The organism is Agarivorans sp. 1_MG-2023 (assembly GCF_030548385.1).
In the GTDB taxonomy this organism is placed as follows: domain Bacteria; phylum Pseudomonadota; class Gammaproteobacteria; order Enterobacterales; family Celerinatantimonadaceae; genus Agarivorans.
In genome coordinates this window covers 32,293-56,456 of sequence record NZ_JAUOSJ010000012.1, presented here as the reverse complement: position 1 = coordinate 56,456, position 24,164 = coordinate 32,293, and the positions used below count along the sequence as shown (strand labels likewise).

Sequence of the window (24,164 nt, the reverse complement as noted above, 5' to 3'; positions counted from 1 at the left end):
GTTTGAGCTCCAAAGCTTGGGCACTCAATAAAGCGGTCAAATTGTATTGCCTACCGAGCTAAACTAAATGCTAATCTTATTGGCCATGTAGTGTATTAGCCCGCATTAAACAAAGGATTGTTAAACGCATAATGAAAACCTTACCCATTTTGTACTCTCTGCAAAACTGCCCTTACGCAATGCGTGCGCGCTTGGCAATACTACTTGCTCAGCAAACAATACATTTACGCCCCATAGTGATGAAAAACAAACCCGCAGAGATGCTGGCGGTATCACCGAAAGCCACCGTACCAGTGCTAGTGATTGAGCCTTTAGTCGATGGGAAGCTGAGCGCTAAGCAGCATTCTAGCGAAGCACAAATTGTTGATGAGAGCTTAGACATTATGTTGTGGGCGTTGCAACGTAATGACCCCGAAGACTTACTGCGCGCATCTAATCCTGATGCGCTTGCTGAAATGCTTAATGTTATCGAACAAAATGATAAGCAGTTTAAGCCCGATCTCGAGCGCTACAAAGACGCTAAACGTTACCACCACGGTGATTTAGAAGCATGTAGATTAAAGTGCGAGCCCTTTGTTCAGGCGCTAGAGCGGCGCTTAAACCAGCATGCCTTTTTGATGGGGGATAAAGCCAGCTTATTGGATTACGCCTTATTACCTTTTGTTCGCCAGTTCTCAAAGGTGAATCGTCAGCTTTATTTGCAGGGACCATATACTCATTTGCAAGCTTGGTTAAATGCCCATTTGCAAAGCCGTTTGTTCTCAAAGGCAATGTTCAAATTTCCACTGTGGCTAGACACGCAGGAAGATATTTTATTCGGTGACTAGCTCGCTTTTCTACAAAAAATTGAGCAAAACGAAAAAGGACACCCATACTTCTTTTGTGGTTTGCCTAGCAAATACAAATTCATGTTGAAAATTTGCTATTGATCACGCGTTTTTGACCAAAAGTAAAGTACTAGGTTTTACACCTCGCGGTATTAATAATACAATAGTATTAATTATTTTTATTGAATCCCTCTCCACTTTTTATTGAATAAGAGAGCTAGTATGAGCAAGCAAAAATCCCTTGATGCCATTAGAAAAATGAAGTTAGAAAATGATACTTCAGCTGGCAACCTGGTAGATCTACTTCCTATCGAAGTACAAAAACGCGATTTTGATTTATCGTTTTTAGATAACTTGAGTGAAGCGCGACCGCGCCTTCTTGTTCAAGGTAAAGACCTTACTGAATTTCAAGCCAAGGTGAAAGCTGACCCATCATTTTGTATGTACGATGATTTCATCAGAAACTCGACCGTTAAGTTCTATGAAACAGCACCATTTGACGAGCCTCAAGCCTATCCTGAAGAAACAGTAGGTAAAGCCTCTCTTTGGCGACCTTACTGGCGCCAAATGTACGTTGACTGCCAAATGGCGCTTAATGCCACACGTAACCTCGCTATTGCGGGTATCGTAAGTGAAGACGAAGAGCTTATTGCTAAAGCCAAGGCTTGGACATTAAAGCTGGCCACCTACGATCCAGAAGGTGTTACGTCACGCGGTTACAACGATGAAGCTGCATTCCGTGTTGTGGCAGCCATGGCGTGGGGTTACGACTGGTTAAATGGCCACTTTACTGACCAAGAGCGTGAAACCGTAAAAGATGCCTTGATTGTTCGCTTAGACGAAATCATGCACCACCTTAAGGTAACGGTTGACCTGCTGAACAACCCACTAAACAGCCACGGTGTGCGTTCAATCTCTTCTGCGATTATTCCTACCTGTATCGCGCTTTATCACGATCACCCCAAAGCCGGTGAGTACATTGCCTATGCTCTAGAGTACTACGCAGTGCATTACCCACCATGGGGCGGTGTAGATGGTGGTTGGGCAGAGGGTCCAGATTACTGGAATACTCAAACAGCCTTCCTAGGCGAAGCATTTGATCTATTAAAAGCCTACTGTGGCGTAGACATGTTTAACAAAACATTTTACGAAAACACTGGCGATTTCCCACTGTACTGTATGCCTGTTCACTCTAAGCGAGCGAGCTTTTGTGACCAATCATCAATTGGTGATTACCCAGGCCTTAAACTGGCTTACAACATTAAGCATTACGCGGGTGTTAACCAAAAGCCAGAGTACGTGTGGTACTACAACCAACTTAAAAGCCGCGATACCGAAGCACATACTAAATTCTACAACTTTGGATGGTGGGACTTTGGTTATGACGATCTTCGCTTCAATATCCTTTGGGATGCACCAGAAGAAAAAGCGCCGTCTAACGACCCGCTACTTAAAGTATTCCCAATCACTGGTTGGGCAGCATTCCACAATAAAATGTGCGAGCGCGATGAGCACATTCATATGGTATTTAAGTGCTCTCCGTTTGGCTCTATCAGCCACTCACATGGCGACCAAAACGCGTTTACATTACATGCCTTTGGCGAAACGCTTGCTTCGGTAACCGGTTATTACGGTGGTTTTGGGGTCGACATGCACACTAAGTGGCGTCGTCATACCTTCTCTAAAAACTTGCCGCTGTTTGGTGGTAAAGGCCAATATGGTGAGAACAAGAACACCAAGTTTGAAGGGCACCAAGACCGATACTGTATCGAAGCGGGTGGTAACATCACAGATTACGATACAGAATCTGATGTGAAATTTGTTGAAGGCGACGCGACCGCTTCTTACAAGTTTTTTACGCCTGAAATTGAGTCTTACAAACGTAAGGTTTGGTTTGTTAAGGGCAAAGTGTTTGTCATGCAAGACAAAGCTACGCTAACCGAAGAGAAAGATCTTACGTGGTTAATGCATACTACTTATGCAACAGAGACCGCCGACAAATCTTTTGCTATTCAAGGTGAAAAAGCTAACTTAAACGTTCAATTCATTAATGAAAGTGCAGATAAGATTTTATCGGTGAAAAACGTTGAAGGTTTCGGTGAAGTAGACCCATACGAATTTAAAGATCTTGAAGTTCACCGCCATGTAGAAGTTGAGTTTAAAGCCGCGAAAGAACACAACATTCTTACGCTGTTAGTGCCTAACAAAAACAGCGACGAGAGCGTAAACGTTTCTCACAAGTTGGTGGGTAATACCTTAGAACTAAGCGTAGATGGTGAAGTAGTTACTATTGAATTGTAATTGCTTAATGAGTTTGCATTAAAAACTCAGCCACGAAGCGTTATCAAAAGCCATCCTTATTGAGGGTGGCTTTTTCGTTGTTGATGGGAGCCAATGTAATCAAATAGCTTACCTAAAGGTATTAAGTAAGTCCTACAAATAAGTGTTTTAACCAGCGGATATCTTCTGGTCCCAATTTAGCTGCATCGTGTACTTTCGGGTTATCAACAACTTCATGGTAAACATGGTAAACAGCCCTTTCTGTTAAGTTTCTCCAACTCTCGTTATCTAACTCAGGAATGCTACCTATTGATAAGTTGGGGTCAGTTAATGGGTCATGCTGGTCTTGATTTGTTCGAAGGGTCAACTCAAGTTCTTGTAATATAGGGTTTGTCACTTTAAGAGTGCTTGATTCCGAAAACTGCTTTAACACCGCTTTCTCAGCATTTTTGGCTTCTTTTTCAACTTGGTTGCGTGACAATCGTTCACCCAAAGGCCGAAGTGTATGTTTAGCTAACAAGCCTGAAATACTTGGCAATACTGCTTTAGCTGCAATGCCCACGCCAACTAAAGGGTTAAATATCGCAGCTACCCCTCCCACAATTATCATTCCATAAGTGAGTTTTGAGTCAAGCTGGTCAATATCGTTTGCTAGGGATTCGAGAGGATTCAATTTATCGGCATTGTTTTCGTAACACAAATCTTTAGCTGAGCTTAAAAGGTGCTCTCGCAGTGTTGCTTCATAATGCTCATTAGTAAAATGAAATATTCTTCGTTTAGGTAAGTCATTTATTTCGGGGACAGAGTTAGGCAAAGAGCGCATTGTATGAAGAGTGAACCCTGCTTCACATAAATGAAAAGGAATAACAAAATAATGTTTTTCATCATATTTTTGTTTAGCGGCTTCGGTTCGTTCTAGTGAAACAATTACCGGAAGGCCATTGACGACATCCCTGACTATCTTTATTCCAGAGTCAAATTCTTCTCGGATTTTATCTGTGGCTGTACTTAGTGCACTTTTACTTTTATCGAATATCTTATTCATAGAGTAGTGTTATCAACTAACGTATCGGATTGATTTGTTAGTTTTCCCTTTCAAATTCTTACCTGCCAACCAATGCGGCAATAAGGTTAAGTAGATTTCCTTATCAGTCATATAGGCGCTACCGACATAAGCCCTATATTCATGGCGAATACTCTAGCAGTTAACGCTTTAAACTTCAGCAAGCCAAAATACTAAATATGAATTTAGAGTGTTTATAATTTATTCAGCAACTTAGGTTTAGCGTACCGTTTCTATTGTGTTATGAGCCTAATACAGAGAGAGTTGATTTAAGTCATTTAATACAAAGTGTTATATGCATTTCTTTTGTTCTCAAGCTGTATGATGAAAAAAAGGGATAGTTAAGCGTAGTTGCTGAAATGATACGAAATCAGGGATGTAGGGTGGTGTTATGAGTGGATACATCTATCCATTTCTCACCATCTTGATTTGGTCGGGAAGTTATATTGTAAGCAAGCTGGCTGTAGGCAATATTGAGCCGGCTACTTTGGCTTTTTACCGCTGTTTTGTGGCACTTGTAGTGATGACGCCATTGGTGCTTCCTGCTGCGGTTCGTCAATGGCAGGCGATAAAAAGTAATCTTAGCTATTTGTTGATATTGGCCGCTACGGGAATGGTACTTAGCCAAACCATGACCTATTTCTCTGCTTACCATACCAGTGCCGCCAAAATGTCTTTGATAAACTCGATGATCCCCATTGTTAGCATCGTTTTTAGCGCTATCTTGTTACGAACGTCTGTTAGGGCTTATCAGTCGCTAGGCATTGCTATATCGCTTATCGGCGTTGGTTTTATTGTATCAAGCGGGGAGATACTGCAAGTTCTTAGCACGCCGCTCAACCGTGGTGACTTAATGATGGGCGTAGGCACGCTGTCTTATGGCTTTTATACCGTATTATTAAAAAAGTGGCCAGTTACGCTATCGGGTGCAGTGCTTATTTATGTTCAGTTGTTTCTCGGCTCCTTAATGTTGTTGCCGAATATGTTGGTGATGAGCGAGAGCGTTGTTCCATCACAACAGGCTATTCCGCTAATATTGTACGCATCATGTGCGCTCTCTATGGTGCCCCTTGGCTTTGGAAGCGCTCAATTGACCGAGTAGGGGTGATGAAAACCTCGCTGTCTATGAACTTAATGCCAGTGCTTGTATTTATGATTAGTTACTTGTTTTTGGATGAACGCTTTGAGCTTTACCATTTATGGGGAACACTGCTGATTTTATCGGGTTTGTTGATTGTTCAGTTCAGAAGCTTGATTAAGATGTATAGAGGCAAAAAAGGCTAAAGTAGCGTTCAAAGTTCTTTGGTAATTATCTATTTAGCTGAAACAAAAAAGCTCAAGCATTGGCTTGAGCTTTCTTAGTTTTTATCGGCAAACAAACTAGCCGTTAGCTACTTTTAACTGCTGTTCTTGGCTGGCCAAGTACTCTTCGTAAGTACCTTGGAAGTCCACCACCTGTTGGTCTTTAATTTCAACAATGCGGGTTGCTAGGGACGAAACAAACTCGCGGTCGTGGCTGACAAAAATAAGCGTGCCGTCGTACAGTTCTAACGCACTGTTTAGGGCTTCAATTGCTTCCATGTCTAAGTGGTTGGTCGGTTCGTCCATTACCAGCACGTTGCGGTTTTGCAGCATTAATTTGCCAAACAACAAGCGATTTTTTTCACCACCAGAACATACTTTGGCTTTTTTGTTAAAGTCGTCGGCAGTAAACAATAAACGGCCTAGTAAACCACGTACCATTAGGTCGTCGTGTTTGGCATTACGCCATTGCGACATCCAATCAAACAAAGTGAGGTCGTTATCAAAGTCACTGGTGCTGTCTTGCGGGCAGTAACCTACTTCAGCGTTTTCAGACCACTTAACAGTGCCGCTATTAGCCGGTAGTTGCTCAATTAAACAGCGTAAAAAGGTAGTTTTACCTGCGCCATTCTCACCAATTACCGCTAGCTTTGCACCCGCTTCTAAAATGATGTTGCCATTGCTAAATAGCTCGCCGTCTTTAAAGCCATGACCTAGATTCTCTGTTACTAGCGCTTGGCGGTGTAGTTTTTTCTCTTGGCTTAAGCTAATTGATGGGCTGCGGCGGCTAGAGGATTTTACTTCATCAAGTGTGATCTTTTCCATGCGTTTAGCGCGAGAAGTAGCTTGTTTCGCTTTAGAAGCGTTTGCCGAGAAACGGTTAACAAAGGCTTGTAGCTCGTCTATTTCAGCACTCTTTTTAGCATTTTCGGTATGTAGCTGTTCTCTAATTAGCGAAGACGCTTCAATGAACTTTTCGTAGTTACCTGGGTAAACACGCAGCTCACCGTAATCAATGTCGGCCATGTGAGTACATACTGAGTTTAAAAAGTGACGATCGTGCGAAATGATAATCATGGTGCATTTACGCTGGTTAAGCACCGTGCCTAGCCATTCAATGGTATGAATGTCCAAGTTGTTGGTGGGCTCGTCGAGTAGCAGAATGTCTGGGTTGGCAAACAAGGCTTGAGCTAACAATACGCGTAGTTTCCAGCCGGGAGCCACTTGAGCCATTAAACCGTAATGAAACTCTTCGGCAATACCGGCTTCTAGCAAAATTTCGCCAGCGCGGCTTTCGGCGCTGTAGCCGTCCATTTCGGCGAACTCTGTTTCAAGGTTGGCTACTTTCATGCCGTCTTCTTCAGACATCTCTGACAGCGAGTAAATGCGGTCACGCTCTTGTTTTACTTTCCACAGTGCTGCATCACCCATAATTACCGTATCAACCACGGTGTATTCTTCAAAGGCGAATTGGTCTTGGCTTAGGGTACCTACTGTTTCTCCAGGCGTGATAGATACGTTGCCAGAGCTTGGCACTAATTCACCACTTAGAATCTTCATAAAGGTTGATTTACCGCAACCGTTAGCGCCAATTAAGCCATAACGATTACCGTTACCAAACTTAGCTGAGATGTTTTCGAACAAAGGCGTAGCGCCAAACTGCATGGTGATGTTTGCGGTAGAAATCAAAAGGTAATCCCGATTAGGTAAATAAGGCTGTTAAGCAAGCACGCAAAGGTAAGCGTATAAGGGGGCGCACTATAAAGAAAAGTGTGACCAATGTCGAGTTAAGTTGTATGAAGTTTAAGCAGTACTTACCAGCGGCGGCCTATTTGAATGGGTCCTTCATTTGGCTTTAAGCTACTAGCATTAGAAAGTGTGCGTAGACTTATAAGGTTGTGTCAATTGGCAAGCGAAAGAGCGGCTGGGGAGGGGGAGAGGCGACTTTCGCATCGCCTAGTCCTTAGCCACTATTTCACTTGGTACCTCAATAGCACGCTGTTATCGAGTACAACGTTTGTTGACCAAATAAAGCTAGCTCCAGCACCACTAAATTTCTCAATAAAGTTCATATAAGCTTTTTTGTTGTTCACGCCTATCTCATCTTCTGTGTATAGGCTTGCCTTGGGCCAAGATTGAGCGTCAAAGTCTTTATTCATCCAGTCTTGGGGAATTTGCCAATGAACTGCAAAGGCATCTTTTCCGTCATCGGTGCCTTGAGTGCTGCAGCTTTCTGACAAACGTCTACCATCTATTTCCTGTAGGCAAGTGAGATCATATATCGGTGAGGTATAGAATGTTTGCGCTTGCCAATCGTCATTGGTGACCGTTCCGTCGCTAAAGCTGGCAATAAAGCCTCCGTCGCCAGGGTGAAAAGCCTTACCGCGATTATCCTCTGAACCCAGCCCAAGGTTTTCTTCCCAATCAATGACTTTTACCGCAATGCTATAGGGCTTGCTGGCTTTAAATCTCACGATACTTGAATTGAAAGGAGTAAATGGCACGCTATCAACAGCTATCAGTACACCATTGATATACAGTTCGAAGTAGTTGTCGGCAAAAATATAGCCGGTTATTTCTTCTCCCTCAGGGTCGACAATTACAAGAGGGACAGATGCCTCATCAACATCAGCGATACTTTTATGGGTAATGCCTGCACACTCTTCATATAAATCGACAGCCTTAGGCCCAGAAGCAAAGTTGTTGTTTGCTGGCACCGTCCATACTTGGCCGTTGGAGTCGGTAATTTCTCCTATACCTACAACACGGCTGCGGCCGTTTTTACACTCAAAAATATTCGACTCAAGGGTTTTAGCAAGGCCTTGGGTAATGCTGCCAGAACCGCTGTAGTTGTTAATACCATTGGCTGACGTTACTGGCGACATAGCTAAAAAGGCACTGAACATGATGGCTGAAGAGGTGGTAATGGCTCGAGGTGATGTGATGTTCATTTAATGCCTATATTAATGATACTTGATTCTCATTAGCTTAGTTGCGAAGTGAAAATACACGCAAAAAGAATCGAGGTTATAGAGCCTGCGAGTAGGAAATACTTGGCTTTTAGTCCGGCAGATGAGTCCTTGTCACTTATAGCTACTTGTTAGGCTAGTGGCTAGAGCAGTGGTAAGAATCTCAATTACTTAACCTATCCTATTTATTGGATGCTTTTGATAGACGAGTCAATGATGTCATCCAAATAGTCGACTGACTTTGTCTTCCACTCCCCATTGATTTTCTCCTTAAGCGTTAGCCTGGTGGGAGGCATGTCGAATTGGTTTTGCATAAAGACTGTTGGGTATCCTTTACCACCCAACGTTTCGAATAATAAACTTTCGTCATCTCCGGCTTCAGGGGATATATTTACCTTAATTATACGCTTCAAAGCGGTTTTCCCTCTATATGTTGATAATAACTCCTTTTCTAACTGCCGACAGTAACCGCACCAACCTGCTTGAAAATATAAAAAAATAGGTACATTAATTCGTTCACTAAGCTCTATTGCTTCTATATAACCTGGGTAATTACGATACCATTTAGAGTCATTATAGAGACCTTTAACTTCCTCAGAAAAGTTACTGTTATTAGCCTTAAGCTTTACGATTTCTCCGTTGCATTCTTTATCCGTAAACACAACTTTTCCTTCTACATTACATTTATATATTTGGCTCGCATAACAATCGCCGATTAGACAAATAGTAAGTAGAAATAGTGCGATTTTCATATCGGCTAATCTCCAGTATTGATTTACCCTATATTTGATAAAAGCAAACTAACATTTTTTTGTATCTTTATCAGTCGCTTGGGCTAAATAATAACAAAAAAGTCAATATAAAGGGTGATCACCTACGGAAAGGAGGAATTACAGTCATTGGTAAAAAATCGCAGTACCTTTCCCACTAAAAGGTAGAAATATTTAAAGGAGGAAATCGCTTATCAGAAGAATTTCTGGGAGATTCTGTAATTGTTAAATAGTTAGAACACTAGCAACAAAAAGCGAGCCCGCTTGCGTGGCACTCGCTTTTGTCATCTTGTTGGTAGTCTCGCTTTAATCTCAATTCCCCCTGGTCACTAAAAGTGCTCCGGTGGATAAAGGAGAGAACTGGTTTGGACTTAAACTAGCGCATTCAAATAAACGCCTGTCTGCAGCGCGCTGAAATCAATTCGGAAAACACCACAATAGATTAAATAGCCGAGGGTATTGAGGCCATAAAGCATATCGTTCGCAGTGCAATTACTAAGGTGCTAGCCAATCAATCAGGGGCAATTACTGCCACCAATAACAAAGCCCTCTGGCGAGGGCTTTGCATTGCTTCACATTGGTAACTTTCTATATTGCTGAGTGTTATCAGATTTAATCAGAACTCACGCATTTAAAATGGCCAACAAGCGCATCCAAATCTAATGCCATTGATTTGAGTTGATCACTAGAGGTTTCGATATTCTGTGAGGCCAATAAGCTGCGTTGGCTGCTATCGTTGATATTGACAACATGAGTGTTTATTTCGTTAATCACGATTGATTGTTGTTCAGTCGCTGTTGCAATTTGGGTATTGAGATCAGAGATGTGCTTCACTCTGTCTACTACTTGGCTCAGTTGCGCACTGGTTTGGCTCGCGGCCTCTACGCTTAACTTTGCGTGTTCGCGGCTTCGATGAACAGAGCTAACAGCATCTTTAGCGCCGTTTTGTAAATCAATAATCATTTGATTTATTTCTACTGTAGATTGGTTGGTGCGTTGAGCAAGGTTACGAACCTCGTCAGCAACTACCGCAAACCCACGGCCTTGTTGTCCAGCTCTTGCGGCCTCAATGGCGGCATTTAATGCGAGCAAATTGGTTTGCTCTGATATTCCTTGTATCACCTCTACTACCTTAACAATAGCAATACTCTGCTTCTCTAGGTTGTCGATGCTAGCGTAAACCTGTTCCATTTCTTTAGACATTACGTCAATGGTTTCTGATGATTTATTCACCACTATTTGTGCGCCGGCCATTTTATCGGTGGCTTCATTAGTGGCTTGCGCAGCAACGCTAGCGTTTTGGGCAATATCGGTAATGGTTGAGCTCATTTCATTCATGGCCACCGAGACTTGATTAGCTTCTTTACGCTGTTTATCTAACGCTATCTTTGATTCTTTTGCGTCGTTGTTTACGTTTCCAGAAGCCGCTTTAACTTTGGTGGATGTTAAAGACACATCTTGTACAACCGTTTGCACATTTTTGACGAAGTTATTAAATCCAGAGGCTAAACTGGCGATTTCTCGTATGTTCCCTTCCTCGATTCGAGAGGTTAAATCTCCGTTATCTTCACCTAGCTCTTGAAACGTTTGCGACATCTTTTCTATTGGTTTAATTAAGCTATTGGCGAGAATGGTACAAACAGCAATGAAAGCGCCAATAATAATGATTAAAACGATAATAATGTGCGTTCTAGCTTCATTTAATCCAGCGTAAAGCTCATTCTTGGGCACTTCTGCAACAACGTACCAATCTAAGCTTTGTATATAACTAGATGCAATAATGTATTTGTCGGTATGAATAAATGAGAAGTCTCGTTTTGTAAATAGCGATTGAGTATCATAGCCCTTATAGAAATCGGCTACTTTTTGATTATCGTTAAATGCATATTGCTTATGCACTTTAGTGAAGCCTTCATGGTCAACCAGATAGACAAAGCCTGTTTTCTCAATGGTGTATTCGTTTAAGGTATTAATCATGGTATCAAAGGACTTAGATACTCCAGCAAGTCCTCGGCCATTAGGCTGTTGGTAATTGATGTATACATCGGTTTTTCCATTACTGCCTTTATAGACACTTGAGCCTACAGCCACACCGCTATTTTTTAATCGTTGAAACCAACCATCACGCGGTAAGTTCATTACTCGAAGAAACCCATCTTGGTTCCAAAATTTATCTGTTTTCTTATCTGCAAAAGACGTATTGCTAAATTGATTGTCTTTGGCAATGCCATTTAAATATTGAGTTAACAGTTGTTCGCCTTGTGCGCTTTCGCCCTGCTCAAGCCAACCAATAATCATTGGGTTATGGGAAATAGAGCGAGCGATCATTTCCATCGAAACTATTTCGCTGTCTATAGAGTTTCTTATTTTCTGAACAAGATTAGGTAAGTCTAGTTGTTCCAGGCGGGTTACCATAAGGTTTCTTGATGTTGATTGTCCAACGTAAGCGACAATAGCAGTGGAAGCAATAATGGCTAAAAGCATCGTTGTTATCATACGGTTCTTTATTGATAACGTAAGAAATCCTTTCATTTATATGTCCTTGTATATCTAAAACTTATTTCAATGTGTAGCCGTGATGATTTAAAACAATAGTGTATGAATATTTTTGTTTTTCGATCGTTTTTTAATCTACTCCCGCCTTTTATTATTTTAATGCTATTTTTTATTTAAATAAACGGTTTGATTTTGTCTATGGTGTTTATTTGATCTTAATCTTGTTTGTTTAAATTTATAATTTTTAGGCGGTTGGTGTAAATATGTTATTTAGTTGACTCCTTATCATAATCTAGGGGTTTTAGGTGAATACTTATTCGCCGGGGGATGGTTTGTTTATTTTTATTGTTCTTTGTGTTGTTGTTTGTTTTATATTTTAGCTTCTTAAGTTATTGATTCATTTAAGTTATTTAAATATATTCGCCGGGTGTTTAACTTCAATATTATTGAAGCGGTGATTTAACGAGCACTTGTTAATGATTTGTTTGTGGGAAGTTTATTTTAAGGAATCTTTTTACATCTTATCTTTTTATATTTAAAGGAATGAAAGGGATTTAAATGAAAAGGAATGCAATTGCATTTTCTATTGCAGCTTTATTAGGAATGGGTTTCACCACTTCTGTATCAGCCATTACTTTGTACGAAACGGCTGAGGGCGATTACGTAAAACTGAATGGCCGCATAGAAGTAGGCGGTTGGTTTGGCAAGTCTCACAATGACCTTGGAGAAGAGTGGACTTGGTATCAAGGCTACGCCGATGACACCTTTGCCGATATTAGTTTTGAAGGCAGAACTGGTGATGTGTACGGTGTTCTTGATATCGATTTTGAACGCATGACTTGGACTCAAGACAATGAATTTCAAACCGTTTTGGATAAGGTTTACGTTGGCTGGGAGTTTTTGCCAGAGCACTTTGTAGAATTTGGTAGAAACGATACCGCTTATGATGATGTTGACTCTCACGGTGATTTTTCTGTAGATAGCGCACGTGAAGTAAAAGAGGCTGGCGACCAAGATAATACGATTAAATATCAAGGAAGTTACAACAACGTACAGATGGGTATGTCTTACTCATTAAGAGGCTGGGACGAATACCTAACAGACTCTCGTGAAGGCGCGGTATTTAATGGTTATGTGGGTTACTTTGCTGACAACTGGTCATTACTATTTGGTGGTGAAACAGCAAAAGAATACGGCGAAATATATTCTCTACACGGTACTTATTTCCTCGGTGATTGGGGCTTTGGTGGTTTAGTTTCCGTTGAAGACCGACAAGAGGAGAATGGTTACTTATCTCAAGATAATATTATTGCTGTTTTATCCGCTTCTTACCAAATTACAAGTACTGTAGAAGCCGTTGTAACGTATTCTAATATTAGCTTTGACGAAGAATATAAGTATTACGAAGAAGAGCAGGTTAACGAAGATTGGTTCACCGTAGGTGTGAACTATCATTATCGCCCTAATGTACGTCTTGCAGCGGAAGTAACAAGCGGCGGCGAAGATGGAACATTCAGTTATGCCAAGCTTTATTACAGTTTCTAGTTGCTCACTAATCATGATGTTTTTTGAAATATAAGCTACTAACCACGAGTGCTTAGGCAATGTTTGGTATGTTTTTAAATCATTGCCTGATTTTTCTCCAGTGTATAGTTTATGTCCAAAAATGAAATGACATTACATCAAGGATTTTTTCTACTAGATCAAGAATGTTGTTTATATTAAACCAATATAATTTAACTTATATATTTATTACGCTTTCTTTTTATTTTCCTTATTTATATAAATAGTAAGAATGACTTAGTTAGCTTGTGTGATTTTTGGTTTGCCTGTAATGAATGCAGAAGATATAGACAACTACCCTGTGTTTACTATTGCCGCAGCTTAATAGAGGTGTCGTAAATACCAAACTATTAGCAATGGTAAGCACAGCTTGTAGCAATACTTATATTAAAGGTTACACATATGGATATTTATAAATACTCTGCTGTATCGTTAGCGCTGTTTGCACTAACAGCAAATGCAGAGGTGTTTAGCCCGCAGGCCGCTAATGCAGGGATTGAGTTATCACAAAAAACAACCGAAACAATGTTGTTTACTGCGCAAAGCCTAGCGGCAGAAGAGCCCGCTTTTGACCAAGAAGCCACCATTGCCACCTTGCAAGGAGAGGGGCCTCATTCGCCATTTACCGATCCAGATAACAATAAATTTTACTCAGACGAAGTGTTTAAAGTACAAGGTGTTATTACTTACCTTAAGGCCTCAAATGGGGTGATGACACGAGGTTTTTACATTCAAGATCCTCAAGTTGATGAAAGCAGTTGTGCATCTAGTGGAATATTTGTTTATCAAAATCCTTATGGATTAGATCTGAACGTAGGGGATGAGGTGTATGTTTATGCCAAGGTTCAGGAATACTATGGCTTGTCTCAACTAAGCAGTGTACAAGGTGTTGTAAAGACCGGCGTAACCAGCGTTATTGAGCCTACCCCGTTACTGGTTAAAGATTGTGTTGTTGATGGGGTATCAGAGCAAGATAACTTTGAGATTACGCTAGAGCGTTACGAGAACATGCTGGTGCGCTTTGATGAGCAATCACACATGAAAGTCGCGCGTACGTTTGGTTTTGACTACAGTGATTTTCGCAATAATATGACCGCCTCTCACGGTACTCTCAACTATCATCCTAATCAAAAAAATGTGCCAGGTTCAGACGAAGCAATTGCCGCTGCGCAGGCAAATGAAATGCGTAGGGTGATTATTGAGTCAGAAGATAAAGCGGCAAATGGTGTTTTACCATGGTATCCCAACTTTGGTAAAGATGACGGAACGGGAACTACTGCTGATTACATTCGTGTTGGCGCTACGATAGATGGCATGGAAGGGATTGTTAATTACTCATACGATGAGTATCGCTTGTTTGTAACAAATACCGCCGACGCCAGCTTTTTCAACCATAGCGGAATTGAACGAACGGCGCGTCCTGATGTGAAAGAAGCAGATGTTAAAATTGGTGCTTTTAACGTTTTAAACTTCTTCACGTCTCCTTTTGGTGGCGCTAATAACCCTTTAGAGCAAAATCGAGGAGCAGAGAAATTTGCCGACTTTGAAACTCAGGGAGCCAAGTTAGCAAGCGCCATGTTAGCCATTGACGCCGATATTTTTAGCTTTTTAGAAGTAGAAAATAACGGTTACGACGCCATGTCATCAATCGTTACCATTACTCAGTTACTGAACGCAGAACTGCCACGTGAGAAGCACTATGCGGTTATGCGCCACTCTGACTCAAAAATTGTGGGCAGTGACGCTATTAGTACCAAAATTATCTACCGTCCTTCGGTAGTGAGTCTTGAAAGCGTAAAGATTATTAACATGCCTGAGCAGCATGTTCATCCTCGCTATTGGCCAACAGGTGTTGAAGCTAGCTCTGCATTTCAGCGTGCTTCAATGACGGGTACCTTTACGGTCAATGGCAGTGGTGAGCGGCTAATTTTGTCTACCAATCATTTTAAATCGAAAGGATCAGAATGTTGGGAAGATTACGACCAAGAAACCGGTGAACTAACAGATATAGATGCGCAGGGTAATTGTGAGAACTTCCGCGTTTCTGCTGCTTATCATTTAGGCGAGACTTTAGCGGAGTTAGAGGGTCACAAGATCATTCTTGGTGATTTAAACTCTTATGCCAAAGAAGACGCGATAATGCTGTTAACCAATACTGCGCCTTTTGGTTATCCGCTTAAAGCAGCACGTAATACTTACGTAAATGGCAATGAGTTGCACGGTAATGGAGGCGCAGTGCTGAGTGATCGCTACAACTACGTTGACATTATTGGGCAACTGCATCCTGATGGTTTTAGTTACGCTTATGGCGATACCGTTGGTAATTTAGATTACACCTTAATTTCCCCAAGTCTTGTTCCGCATGTTGTAGATGCAACGGAATGGAATATTAATTCTCGTGAATCCACTTTGTTTGAATACTCAACGGCGTATACCGGGGAGTTTCCAAAATATACAGACCCTTACCGGTCGTCTGACCATGATCCTGCCATTTTAACCTTAGCGTTTTTAGACAAGCATGAGTTAGGGGAGTCTATCGACTTACCTACCACGCCTAAGGACATGCCAAGTGAAAATCATCCTAAGCAGGGAGACACCTTTACCGCTGTTGTGGATTTAACCCAGTTAGGTGAAGCAAGCCTGCAAATAGGGGAAACCATTCAAACGATTATTTCAGATAGAAATCAATATGATGTGTCTACTTACTCACGCAGTCAAACCCGCGTATTGAATAGCAGTGATATTCAGCGAGGGTGGGTTTCTATGCCGTTAATCAACGTTGGGTATGGAGAAAACCTTGTGTCTTACCTTCACAACGACAGCCTAATAAGTGAGCGTTCAATACTGGTGAACGAGCAAGATAAAACGCATGGCGGTAGCGCTGCGGGTTACTTAATGATGATGTTAGCAATGGTGGGCTTTATTCGCCGCCGTCAGGCTTAGGGTTAAAAGGAAAACCGATGAAATTTAAAAATACCTATGCTGCCATGGCGTTATGTTTACTTGCTGTAGGGTGTGCAAAGGAGCATGAATACGACAATACCATGTTGGTGATTGAAGTGATGACCGACAGAGCTGCTGGTGAGTTGTCTTGGGCTTTGTATGATGCCGACGCGAATAAAATTCGCCAAAGCCAGGACTATGACAACGAAACCTATTACGAAGAAGTGATTGCTCTACAACCGAATAGTTATCGTTTTGTGCTAACCGATACCGGTAATGATGGGATTTGTTGTACTCATGGTGCTGGGCGAGTGACGCTAAAGCTTGATGGAGAGGTAATTGCTAACGTCGAGGAGTTTGACGAAAACGGCGAACTGTTTGTTGACGAATACATTTCTCGTTTTGACGTTGCTAACTACACGGGTCACCTTGCCACAAACTTACGGCCTGAGTATCAAGCCGCCGAAGGTTTACGTGGTTACGAACTAAAAACAGCGCTACATCAGATAAGTTCTGCCAACCACACAATTCAAAGCACTAGTTTAATCAATGACTTTATTGCTGAAAATGACTTGGACGTATACTTCGATGATAAGCAAGGTGTGGACATTGTCGATATATTTTCAGAAAACCCTACTGGCCAGGACCCTTATAATTACCTGCCCATTGTTGACGTTTGTGAAAGTGGTTCATATCCCGATGAAGAAGGCGTTTGTTACAGCTATGCCCGCATGTTTCGTACAGAGTTGCTAGGTAGCAGCAATCGTTATCCGATGGATCGTGATATTCACCATATTTTGGGTGTAGACAGCAGTATTGGGTCGTTACACCGTACCGATAGTAATAATGCTAAACCCTTTGGTTTTGTTAGCCCTTACGATAGCCAATGGAAGGGGAAAAATGGTACCGAATATGGTTATGGGCACCCAGAACGAGGTAACCAAAATTACTTCGTGTTTGAGCCTATTAACGAGTTTAAAGGTGATATTGCTCGCGCGTTATTGTATTTGGCTATTCGTTATGAAGATAAGGTGTCTAATTGGATAGATGTATCCAACAGCAACGTATCGGTAAGCCGTATTCTTGATGGAAGTAACGATAAAGTGTTTAAAACTTGGCAGTTACGCACCTTAATGGAGTGGCACCTTAACGATCCTGTTAGTCAAAAAGAACGAGACCGTAACGACGCTGCACAACGTTACCAAGGTAATCGAAACCCTTTAATTGACCACCCCGAGTTGGTAAAACTTATTTGGCAAGTTGAAGGGACTACTGCATGGGAAGCCTTTGAATAAAAGGTACTAGCGCATGAGATGGTAATCACTAGGCTTAGTTAAGGGTAAGCCGCTGTTTAGTCAGCGTCTTACACTGGGTCGTGACTCCCTTTTTACATTTTTTGCATATAGCCTTGTCCTGGGTGTTCACCAACACAGGATAAGGCTTTTTTGATCGTGTTTATCTGCTTGATTGAAGCACTTTGAAAAGCTTAAACCTTGCTTGCTAAAGCAAACTGTCGGCTTTAGTTTTTGCATATAAGTAAGCAGGTAGCGCACAACTTAAGCCAATGGTGAGGTTCAGTACAATGAACAAGTAGGGCTTGGGAGAGTGAGCTTGTTGGTTTTTAAACATGAATAGCCAAAACACTAATGAGCTAATTAGCAAGTCGGCACTGAAGCCCGCTGCGGCGCCATTGGCAAATAAGGCACTAACAAATAGCGTTAAGTTTATTCCGTGTAGATTAAAAAACTCAAAGAAAAACAGGTAAGGAACTACCGCACCCACAATGGCTAACAATAAGTAGAGATGTTTCATATTCTGTCCTTATGTATACTTGGTTGACATAAGCCTAGTGAGAGGAAGTGACTATGTCAACAAGGTTGACAAGAAAGGGCGTAGCAATGGTAGACAGCCGCTCGCTGCAGTTGGTTATGACGGGTGCTAAGGTTCAAGATTTAGCGGGTCTTTACTTGTGTACTGCATTGATGGGCAAAGGTTATCGCTCAATCACGCCAAATACTCTGCACTTCTTAAGTGCCTTAGAGTGCGGTATTAACTACGGTTCTGAGATTGCTCGAAACTTAGGTGTTAGCCGACAAATGGTGGCTAAAACAGTGAAAGATTTATGCTTAAAGGGCTATTTAGAGCAAACCGATGGCGTGGGTAAGCAAAAGCAAATAGTGTTTACTACGCAAGGCGAGTTGTTGATGGCCGACGCTAGGTTACTGTTGGTTGAGCTAGACAATAAACTCACTACAGAAATAGGGAGTGAATGTTTAGCTAAAGTGCTTAAAGGTTTATCGGCTATTCAAGCGGTGTTAGCCAACACCGAGTAAACTTAAGGCTGAGCCAAGTAGTAATGCCATGCATAGTTACTTTGCTCAAACTGATAAATGCAAAACTCTTTTCGCTCTGCTTGGTAGTCTTTTTCTATTTCATCTAATAGCTGCTTATGGCGCTCGGGATCTGAACCATATACCAAGCAAAGGGTGGAAAAGTAACGTTGTAAATCAAAGCTATGCTCGGCGATGTATTCGCTCATTTCGTAATATCTGGGTTTTTCATCCGATTCAAAGGCAAACATATCAGCGGCACTTATCGCAATGTCATCGCCGTGCTCTACATAATTCAACAACATTAACGTTGCCAGGTTATCTGCTGCATCTTCTTCTTTGCCCAATATGGGAATCTGTTGGTCTGCAATGTAAGCGTGGGCGGCCTCGTGCAATAGAGTATGTAATAGCGTATCTAAGGCGGCCTTTTCAGCGGAAACGCCTTGCTGCTCGGCGTAGTCATTGTTGGTGAAAAACTGCAGAGATTCACTAACAAAAGAGTAGGGGATGAAAATGGTGTGTTGCTCGGGATCATACAGTGGCCCATCGCTGCTGCCGTATTGCAGCGTAACAGCATGTTCAAAGGGAAAATGTTGCTCTAACAAACGCTCGAATTGCTGATTAACTTCACTGTGTTTAATAAGCTCATAGCTTGCTTGCTCTTGGGCGGCCGGCTGATCTAAGACTATTGAAACAACCTTATCCGTTATTGGTGCAGGCGTTGCGCTTACACTTTGACTAAATGCTAAGCAAGCTAATACAAATAACAATCTAGAAAACGTCATAATAATTTTTACTCGCAGCGTTATTGTTCCTTAAAGCATACCGCAGTTTGATTAGTGACATGAAGAACATACAGAAGGCTCAAACAAAGTAACCAGAGCCTAATAAAGCCAAGCCCTTGCGTTAGCTAGCCGTGAGCGGGTAGCGTTTTTTCATACGCAACGCGATGTTCACTAATGCAATCAATACTGGCACTTCAATCAGCGGACCAATCACGCCAGCAAAAGCTTGGTCTGAATTAATACCAAATACAGCAATAGATACCGCGATGGCTAATTCGAAGTTATTACCAGTAGCGGTATAAGCAATAGAGGCGTTTTTGTCGTAAGGAATGCCCATTTTTTTGCCCACTATAAAGCTGGCGAAGAACATTAATACGAAGTAGATCGCCAGCGGTATCGCGATGCGTACAACATCCATCGGCAGCTCTACAATCATTTCGCCTTTAAGGCTGAACATCAGCACAATGGTGGCGAGCAAAGCGACTAAGGTAATTGGCGAAATACGAGGAATAAATACCTCGTTATACCACTGCTCACCTTTAGCTTTAACCAAAATTTCGCGACTCAAAAAGCCTGCTAGAAAAGGAATGCCCAAGTAAATCAATACGCTGCTAGCAATCTCTAACATTGAAATATCAACTGTCATGCCTTGATACCCAAACAACGGCGGTAATACGGTAATAAACAACCACGCCATAAAGCTGTAGGTAACAATTTGGAACAGGCTATTTAATGCCACTAAGGCTGCGCCGTATTCTTTATTACCGCCACCAATATCATTCCATACCAATACCATGGCGATACAACGGGCAAGGCCAATAAGAATAATGCCCACCATGTATCCTGGGTGGTCGCCTAAAAAGATCAGCGCCAAACTAAACATTAAAATAGGCCCAACAATCCAATTCATAATGAGCGAGAGTTTTATGGCTTGTTTGTCTTTAGCCACCTTGCCTAGCAAGCGGTAATTCACTTTCGCTAACGGTGGATACATCATCAAAATGAGGCCAATGGCTAAAGGAATATTGGTGCTGCCTACCGACATGGCTTCATTCAGTTCTACAACCTGTGGAAAGGCCACGCCAATTGTTACACCTACTGCCATGGCGACAAAAATCCATAGGGTGAGGTAGCGGTCTAAAAAGCTAAGGGTAGATTGGTCGGTGTCTGTATTCATGGTTAAACCTGTTGTGAGTTAAGTGGTTTACTCGCGCTTTCGTTATTCGTCGAATAGCGATTAATTTATTTGTAATAAAGAGCAAATTGGTCGAACTGATCTGCTTTTAACCGGTGAGAGTATTCAGTAATTCTTTATATGCTGTCAGTGTGCTGTGATTTACTCGATAGCACATTTTAGGCGGCATTGGCTCTGCGCTAACAAACTCAGCTTGCTTAAGAATGCGTAAATGCTCCGACACGGTAGATTGCGCCAAACCTAGCTGTGAGACTAAATCACTATTCAGGCAGCCACCTAATTTATCCAAGTTAATTAGAATAGATAATATTCTTACTCGCGCTGGATGTGCTAAAGCTTTTGACCAAGCAGCAAATTGCTGTTCTTGAGCTAATTGTTGTTCGCTTGTAGAAAACGCTTGGTTATTGGTTTTGTTACATGCTGTTGTCATAAATCACTCGGTGATGGCTTACATATAGTTAATCGTCGATTTGCGATTAATGTTACGCCTTTCATTTTTTTTCTCAAGGTTTTTTATTAAGCAATTTAAAGAGCAAGCTAAGCACATAGCGCTAAGGCTAACAGAGGTTAAATAATTGGCCGATGATTAATCGGCCAATTATGAGTCTGTTATGCGGGTACCGCGTAGGTGCTAATACTCATATTTACTGCTTCTTCTCGCAGGGGAATAAGGGCTTGGTAGTTGTCACTTTTATACCAATTTTGCAGGGCGTCCATAGTGGGGAACTTAATCACACCTACTGCATCATGTTCGGCTGTTCCTGCAAGCGCTTCTGAAAATTTACCTTTAATCACCAACTCTCCTTGAAACTCAGAAAGTGTGGAAGCCGCCTCTTGCCCGTAGCGGGCAAATTTTTGAGGATCTTTAATTTGGCTTGTTGCAATAAAAAACGCAGTCATAGTTCGGTAATCCTTTTGTTTAGCTATCACACCACGCAGTGATGAATTGCGTAGACATGTAAATTGTACATGTGTGTACACTATATTCATGATGTTTTATTTTGTCCACATGTGTACATAAATAATAACTATTTGTTGCTTGGAAGCGTTGATTAGCAAAGAAAGAGGGCGCAAAGAGAAATCCAATTAACGCCACGAGACAAATGCTCAGTACTATCTTGTTTAGTTTTAACTAGTGAATAAATTTGCATGAGTTTGCTTTGTTGGTCTTAACGTTTGTTTTAAGTTTTAGATTTCTTCACAGGATAAAAACAGGTGTTAATTTATAACCTATTGTTAATTATGGCTATATTTTGCTTTCTTGTGAATTATTATTGTTTTTGTCATATATTTCTCACATATGGCTCTTATGCTTTTGTTCTTTAATTTATGTCTTCAAGTGGTTTTTAATACTTGAGTAAGTGTATGAAACATACAAAGGATTGATTGTGTTAAATAAAAAACTCCTGGCTGTAGTTGTTGCTTCGTCAACGGCTTTATATGGCTGTAATTCTGATAACGATACCCAAGTTGCAGAAGTAACAGTGAACCTACGAATTATTGAAACCAGCGATTTACATACCAATATTATGGATTTCAATTACTACAATAATCAGCAAGATCCAACGATTGGTTTAGCACGAGCGGCTAGTTTAATTGCTGCTGCTCGCGACGAAGTAACGAACGCAGTGTTAGTTGATAACGGTGATTTGCTGCAAGGTAGCCCAATGGGAGATTACATTGCTAGTGTAGGCTTGAGTGATACCCACCCAGCCTATAAAGCCATGAATACCCTTGATTATGAAGTAGGGAATATTGGTAATCATGAGTTTAACTATGGGCTCGATTTTCTTGAAACCGCTATTGCTGGCGCAAACTTCCCTTACATTAGTGCAAACGTAATTTGTGCCAATAAAGAAGGGTGTTGGGGCACCGTTCAGTTTAACGAAAACATGTTCAAGCCCTACCTGATTAAAGAAACCTCGGTAGTTGATACTCAGGGCAATAGCCAAACGCTTAATATTGGATATATCGGCTTTGTTCCGCCGCAAATTTTGCAATGGGATAAAGCGCATTTAACCGGTGAAGTGGAAGTATTGGGCATTACCCAATCGGCTAAAAAGTTTGTACCAGAAATGAAAGCAGCCGGTGCCGACCTAATTGTTGCTATTCCGCACTCGGGCATTGGTTCTAGTGAAAACCCAGGGGACCCTTGGGCAGAAAATGCTACGTTTGCGTTAACCAGTGTAGCGGGTATCGACGCGATAATGTTTGGGCATAGTCATTCGGTATTTCCAGCAGCGCGGTATAGTGATTTACCCAATACCGATGTTGAGAAAGGTTTGCTTAATGGTATCCCTGCAGTAATGCCAGGCCGCTGGGGCGACAATATTGGTATTGTTGATTTACAACTAACCAAAAAAGGTAACGACTGGATAGTTGACCACTCTGCTGCGCAAACCGAAGCAAGGCCCGTTTACGACAATACTAACAAGGTAGAACTGGTGAGTGGCGAGCAGAGTATTCGTGATGCCGTCGCGTTAGAGCACCAAGGTACCGTTGAATTTGTTAGCCAGCCTATCGGTGTTGCGGCATCAGATATGTTTAGTTTTTTAACCTTGGTACAAGACGACCCATCTGTTCAAATTGTCTCGTTAGCGCAAATTGCCGGTGTAAAAGCAAAATTGCCTGACAACTTGAGCAGCTTACCCATTTTATCTGCCTCTGCGCCGTTTAAAGCTGGGGGGCGTTACCAAGAAGGTGACGCTAGCCAGTTTGTCATGGTGCCTGCGGGGCCGCTGTCTTACAGCAATGCCGCAGATTTATATTTGTATCCCAATACCATGGTGATACTTAAAGCCACAGGTGCCGAGTTAAAAGATTGGTTAGAATGTAGTGCTAATCAATTTAATCAAATTGATCCAAGTATTAGCACTCCACAAAATCTGATTAATCGCGAAGGACACCCAACGTATAACTTTGATGTTATCGACGGTTTGAATTACAAAATTGATGTCACTCAACCGTCTAAGTTTGATCGTAATTGTGAAGTGGTAAACGCTACCGCTAACCGTATTGTTGAGCTTAGTTATACCGACGAGATGGACAATGTTATTAGCGGAGAAGACTTGGCGGCGAAAGAGTTTTTAGTGGCATCGAATAACTATAGAGCTTTTGGCGGTGCTTTTGCTGGAACGGGCACCGACCACGTCGTTCTGGAGTTGCCTGATACTAACCGTGAAGCATTGGCTGCTTACATTAGCGAACAATCTCAACCAGATGGTTCTGGCGGTTATGCCAGCGAAGTTGACCCTACAGCAGATTACAACTGGGACTTCAAAACCATTGCTGCAACAGCCGCATTAGATGTGCGTTTTGAAACTCAAGACAGTGAATTGGCAGATATCTTTATTGCTAACAATCAGCAACGCACCATGGAAAAACTGACTGGTGTAGACGCCGTTGCGGGATTTGCAATTTACCGCATCGATTTAACTAGCGAACCTGCGCGCCCTTAAACTAAGCCAGTTTTAGCAAGGCTAGCCCATGTTATTTGCCAAGTAACATGGGCTTTTTTATTTTTATCCCATTTTAACCAAATCACTAATAAACAAAGCATGCTCTGCAAATATCAACAATTGTTATTGAGCGCTTAGCGAGCCGGTAACTCTTATGTTAATTTGTACATAAGTGAACAGTAA

At 41.7% G+C, this 24,164-nt stretch carries 19 protein-coding genes; 9 read left to right on the top strand and 10 right to left on the bottom strand.

The genetic code is table 11. The features are described from left to right. The first annotated feature begins 131 nt into the window (after nt 1-131). A complete protein-coding gene (locus tag Q4592_RS16595) occupies nt 132-827 on the top strand; it encodes a glutathione S-transferase (protein ID WP_303515213.1) in 696 nt (231 codons plus the stop codon). A 222-nt stretch (nt 828-1,049) separates the two neighbouring features. Beyond that, the gene (locus Q4592_RS16590) at nt 1,050-3,128 is read left to right on the top strand and encodes a DUF4962 domain-containing protein (protein ID WP_303515210.1); all 2,079 of its coding nucleotides are present in this window, start codon (nt 1,050-1,052) and stop codon (nt 3,126-3,128) included. 121 nt (nt 3,129-3,249) lie between these two features. Here the strand turns inward: Q4592_RS16590 and Q4592_RS16585 are convergent, their stop codons facing one another. Next, nucleotides 3,250-4,152: a hypothetical protein gene (locus Q4592_RS16585; protein WP_303515208.1), complete on the bottom strand. Its 903-nt coding sequence runs from the start codon at nt 4,150-4,152 to the stop codon at nt 3,250-3,252. 409 nt (nt 4,153-4,561) lie between these two features. Here Q4592_RS16585 and Q4592_RS16580 point away from each other — a divergent pair, with 409 nt between their 5' ends. Further along, on the top strand, nt 4,562-5,272 hold the full coding sequence (locus tag Q4592_RS16580) for a DMT family transporter (protein ID WP_303515205.1): 711 nt from the start codon (nt 4,562-4,564) through the stop codon (nt 5,270-5,272). A 5-nt stretch (nt 5,273-5,277) separates the two neighbouring features. Next, nucleotides 5,278-5,454, top strand: coding sequence for an EamA family transporter (locus tag Q4592_RS16575; protein WP_303515202.1), 177 nt, complete (start codon nt 5,278-5,280; stop codon nt 5,452-5,454). 96 nt (nt 5,455-5,550) lie between these two features. Here Q4592_RS16575 and Q4592_RS16570 read toward each other — a convergent pair whose 3' ends face one another. The 4 genes from Q4592_RS16570 to Q4592_RS16555 all read right to left on the bottom strand — a co-directional run bounded on the left by Q4592_RS16570 (nt 5,551) and on the right by Q4592_RS16555 (nt 11,743). Further along, nucleotides 5,551-7,161: an ABC-F family ATPase gene (locus Q4592_RS16570; protein ID WP_303515199.1), complete on the bottom strand. Its 1,611-nt coding sequence runs from the start codon at nt 7,159-7,161 to the stop codon at nt 5,551-5,553. Between the two features lie 281 nt (nt 7,162-7,442). Beyond that, nucleotides 7,443-8,423: a hypothetical protein gene (locus tag Q4592_RS16565; protein WP_303515196.1), complete on the bottom strand. Its 981-nt coding sequence runs from the start codon at nt 8,421-8,423 to the stop codon at nt 7,443-7,445. 203 nt (nt 8,424-8,626) lie between these two features. Beyond that, nucleotides 8,627-9,103, bottom strand: coding sequence for a thioredoxin family protein (locus tag Q4592_RS16560; protein WP_303515193.1), 477 nt, complete (start codon nt 9,101-9,103; stop codon nt 8,627-8,629). Nucleotides 9,104-9,823: 720 nt separating this feature from the next. Further along, nucleotides 9,824-11,743, bottom strand: coding sequence for a methyl-accepting chemotaxis protein (locus tag Q4592_RS16555; protein ID WP_303515190.1), 1,920 nt, complete (start codon nt 11,741-11,743; stop codon nt 9,824-9,826). 522 nt (nt 11,744-12,265) lie between these two features. On the opposite strand from Q4592_RS16555, the gene Q4592_RS16550 reads away from it, so the two are divergent. The 3 genes from Q4592_RS16550 (at nt 12,266) to Q4592_RS16540 (ending at nt 17,508) form a co-directional block, all read left to right on the top strand. Beyond that, nucleotides 12,266-13,252, top strand: coding sequence for a hypothetical protein (locus Q4592_RS16550; RefSeq protein WP_303515188.1), 987 nt, complete (start codon nt 12,266-12,268; stop codon nt 13,250-13,252). 420 nt (nt 13,253-13,672) lie between these two features. After that, the gene (locus Q4592_RS16545) at nt 13,673-16,213 is read left to right on the top strand and encodes an ExeM/NucH family extracellular endonuclease (protein ID WP_303515187.1); all 2,541 of its coding nucleotides are present in this window, start codon (nt 13,673-13,675) and stop codon (nt 16,211-16,213) included. 17 nt (nt 16,214-16,230) lie between these two features. Then, nucleotides 16,231-17,508 (top strand): endonuclease, encoded by a 1,278-nt coding sequence (locus tag Q4592_RS16540; protein WP_303515185.1) that lies wholly within the window; start codon nt 16,231-16,233, stop codon nt 17,506-17,508. 205 nt (nt 17,509-17,713) lie between these two features. On the opposite strand, the gene Q4592_RS16535 is transcribed toward Q4592_RS16540, so the two are convergent. After that, nucleotides 17,714-18,025: a DUF2834 domain-containing protein gene (locus tag Q4592_RS16535; protein WP_303515182.1), complete on the bottom strand. Its 312-nt coding sequence runs from the start codon at nt 18,023-18,025 to the stop codon at nt 17,714-17,716. 53 nt (nt 18,026-18,078) lie between these two features. Between Q4592_RS16535 and Q4592_RS16530 the strand changes: the two genes are divergently transcribed. Then, entirely contained in the window at nt 18,079-18,546 is a 468-nt protein-coding gene (locus tag Q4592_RS16530) for a MarR family winged helix-turn-helix transcriptional regulator (protein WP_303515180.1), read from the top strand. 2 nt (nt 18,547-18,548) lie between these two features. Here Q4592_RS16530 and Q4592_RS16525 read toward each other — a convergent pair whose 3' ends face one another. The 4 genes from Q4592_RS16525 to Q4592_RS16510 all read right to left on the bottom strand — a co-directional run bounded on the left by Q4592_RS16525 (nt 18,549) and on the right by Q4592_RS16510 (nt 21,423). Beyond that, on the bottom strand, nt 18,549-19,328 hold the full coding sequence (locus Q4592_RS16525; RefSeq protein ID WP_303515177.1) for a DUF4344 domain-containing metallopeptidase: 780 nt from the start codon (nt 19,326-19,328) through the stop codon (nt 18,549-18,551). Between the two features lie 121 nt (nt 19,329-19,449). Beyond that, a complete protein-coding gene (arsB, locus tag Q4592_RS16520; RefSeq protein WP_303515174.1) occupies nt 19,450-20,505 on the bottom strand; it encodes an ACR3 family arsenite efflux transporter in 1,056 nt (351 codons plus the stop codon). A 106-nt stretch (nt 20,506-20,611) separates the two neighbouring features. Beyond that, nucleotides 20,612-20,953: a helix-turn-helix transcriptional regulator gene (locus Q4592_RS16515; protein ID WP_303515171.1), complete on the bottom strand. Its 342-nt coding sequence runs from the start codon at nt 20,951-20,953 to the stop codon at nt 20,612-20,614. Between the two features lie 179 nt (nt 20,954-21,132). Continuing rightward, nucleotides 21,133-21,423 (bottom strand): DUF1330 domain-containing protein, encoded by a 291-nt coding sequence (locus tag Q4592_RS16510; protein ID WP_303515169.1) that lies wholly within the window; start codon nt 21,421-21,423, stop codon nt 21,133-21,135. Nucleotides 21,424-21,911: 488 nt separating this feature from the next. On the opposite strand from Q4592_RS16510, the gene Q4592_RS16505 reads away from it, so the two are divergent. After that, a complete protein-coding gene (locus tag Q4592_RS16505) occupies nt 21,912-23,981 on the top strand; it encodes a bifunctional 2',3'-cyclic-nucleotide 2'-phosphodiesterase/3'-nucleotidase (RefSeq protein ID WP_303515166.1) in 2,070 nt (689 codons plus the stop codon). Nucleotides 23,982-24,164: the final 183 nt, after the last annotated feature.

Coding starts and splice junctions, on each gene's coding strand:
- Q4592_RS16550 (WP_303515188.1), top strand. CDS start 12,266: ATGAAAAGGAATGCAATTGCATTTTCTATTGCAGCTTTATTAGGAATG.
- Q4592_RS16525 (WP_303515177.1), bottom strand. CDS start 19,328: ATGACGTTTTCTAGATTGTTATTTGTATTAGCTTGCTTAGCATTTAGT.
- Q4592_RS16510 (WP_303515169.1), bottom strand. CDS start 21,423: ATGACTGCGTTTTTTATTGCAACAAGCCAAATTAAAGATCCTCAAAAA.
- Q4592_RS16545 (WP_303515187.1), top strand. CDS start 13,673: ATGGATATTTATAAATACTCTGCTGTATCGTTAGCGCTGTTTGCACTA.
- Q4592_RS16540 (WP_303515185.1), top strand. CDS start 16,231: ATGAAATTTAAAAATACCTATGCTGCCATGGCGTTATGTTTACTTGCT.
- Q4592_RS16530 (WP_303515180.1), top strand. CDS start 18,079: ATGTCAACAAGGTTGACAAGAAAGGGCGTAGCAATGGTAGACAGCCGC.
- Q4592_RS16555 (WP_303515190.1), bottom strand. CDS start 11,743: ATGAAAGGATTTCTTACGTTATCAATAAAGAACCGTATGATAACAACG.
- Q4592_RS16585 (WP_303515208.1), bottom strand. CDS start 4,152: ATGAATAAGATATTCGATAAAAGTAAAAGTGCACTAAGTACAGCCACA.
- Q4592_RS16565 (WP_303515196.1), bottom strand. CDS start 8,423: ATGAACATCACATCACCTCGAGCCATTACCACCTCTTCAGCCATCATG.
- Q4592_RS16575 (WP_303515202.1), top strand. CDS start 5,278: ATGAAAACCTCGCTGTCTATGAACTTAATGCCAGTGCTTGTATTTATG.
- Q4592_RS16515 (WP_303515171.1), bottom strand. CDS start 20,953: ATGACAACAGCATGTAACAAAACCAATAACCAAGCGTTTTCTACAAGC.
- Q4592_RS16580 (WP_303515205.1), top strand. CDS start 4,562: ATGAGTGGATACATCTATCCATTTCTCACCATCTTGATTTGGTCGGGA.
- Q4592_RS16535 (WP_303515182.1), bottom strand. CDS start 18,025: ATGAAACATCTCTACTTATTGTTAGCCATTGTGGGTGCGGTAGTTCCT.
- Q4592_RS16595 (WP_303515213.1), top strand. CDS start 132: ATGAAAACCTTACCCATTTTGTACTCTCTGCAAAACTGCCCTTACGCA.
- Q4592_RS16590 (WP_303515210.1), top strand. CDS start 1,050: ATGAGCAAGCAAAAATCCCTTGATGCCATTAGAAAAATGAAGTTAGAA.
- arsB (WP_303515174.1), bottom strand. CDS start 20,505: ATGAATACAGACACCGACCAATCTACCCTTAGCTTTTTAGACCGCTAC.